Below are 1,581 nucleotides of genomic sequence, written 5' to 3' on the forward strand. Positions count from 1 at the left end.
GTCCTGATCTCCCTAGACAGCCTATTCACTTTATCGAAGCCCAGAAACATGGAGACAGAAATGCAGATCCTTCGGACGGTTGCGGTTGCCGGTATGACGTTGATCCTGACCGCTCACGCCTCAATCGCGGAAGAACCGATATTCGATGAGTTTCGTTTCGGCGCGTCGGCGTCGGTGCAGGATAAAGAATCCCGCGAGGATGAGGTCTTCCCGGAGGTGACTGTGTTTCTCGATCCCTTCGACCTCGACAACGCGGTCGATTGGAAACAGCAAATCATGCGACCACGTGTCAATCTTGGAGCCTCAATCACCACGTCGGACGAAGTAAACCAGGTCTTTGGCGGCCTTTCCTGGCAGATCAGCGTCTCGGACCGGATATTCGCCGAAGCAGGATTCGGTGGAGTGTGGCACGACGGTGAACTCGACGACAATTCCGACGGTCCCGAACTGGGTTGCCGTTTCCTGTTCCGGGAATATGTTGGCGCCGGCTACCGTATCGATCCACACTGGAGTGTCATTGCGCAAGTCGCGCACGCATCGCATGCGAATCTCTGCGATGGTCCCAATGACGGTATGACACGCGCCGGGGTTCAGGTTGGCTATAAATTCTGACGATGCTTTCATTGGCAGTGGGTGCCATTGTCAGTTCTCTGCGCGCTCGATTGGCACCTAGTACACATTCGCGCCTTGCGTTGGGCCTCCCGCGCGCCATAGAAGTAGCGACATGAGTAGAGCGATGTTTACCAACACCTACACGCCGCATATTGGTGGGTTGCCCGCAGCGCGTCGGGCTTGGCGGAGGAATCCAGGCGCCTGACGCAGCTACAGTCAGCAGGGTTCGTTGGCTGGGACGCGCCGCAGGGAACATAGTCGGAGCAGCGGCCAGGCGATGAGTGAAATCGGTGCCATTTGTAGCGGAAGTCGGCCAGCGGAGGACCATGTGGTTCTTCCGACGAGTTCTCGACGACCGGGAGAGCCACGCAGGAAAGCTCGTTAATGATTGGTGGCCAATGCTGAACGGCGGCGTTCACATAAGTACCTGCTGCAACCGTGATTGCATCTGCCTTGTGCTCGATGATATCCGACTGCTGTTTCATGGACCTGGAATTGACCCGCTCGGCGGCCGCTATCATGGCTTGTCCGGGATAGATCTCATCATACGGCAGCTTAATCATGAGCGAAGGAGTCACCCGAGACTGCGCCTTGAGATCGTATTGCCGGCGCCCGGCATTTCCCCGGACACGGTCGCACACGTTGAACAGTCACTCGCCTCCTACTGCGAAGCTCAGGCAGGTCAACTCAGGCAGAAACTGCACGACATCTGGCTTGAGGCCCACCGAGCATTGCTGACAGGAAGCATCTTCCTCGCCGTCTGCCTGCTGCTCTCGTCGATAATCGATGAAACGTGCCCATTTCCGCCTTTCCTCAACCGTCTGTTCAGCGAGAGTTTCCCGATTGTCGGTTGGGTTGCTATGTGGCGCCCTATAGAACTTTCTCTTTATGAGTGGTGGCCCTTCCGGCATGAACTGAGAGTTTACGAACGCATCGGCAAAATGCCGTTGTCTATAATGGCAGCGCCGG

1 protein-coding gene and 1 pseudogene are annotated in these 1,581 nt (G+C 56.6%); both read left to right on the forward strand.

Annotation, left to right across the window (positions count from 1 at the left end; all coding sequences use genetic code 11):
- Window positions 1–93: 93 nt before the first annotated feature.
- Window positions 94–612, forward strand: a complete 519-nt coding sequence (locus tag RNA01_RS23170) for an acyloxyacyl hydrolase (RefSeq protein WP_284215194.1) — start codon at window positions 94–96, stop codon at window positions 610–612.
- A 326-nt stretch (window positions 613–938) separates the two neighbouring features.
- Window positions 939–1,581 (forward strand): annotated as a pseudogene (locus RNA01_RS23175) (hypothetical protein); the annotation flags it as partial.

Source organism: Paenirhizobium naphthalenivorans (assembly GCF_007992095.1).
GTDB lineage: Bacteria > Pseudomonadota > Alphaproteobacteria > Rhizobiales > Rhizobiaceae > Allorhizobium > Allorhizobium naphthalenivorans.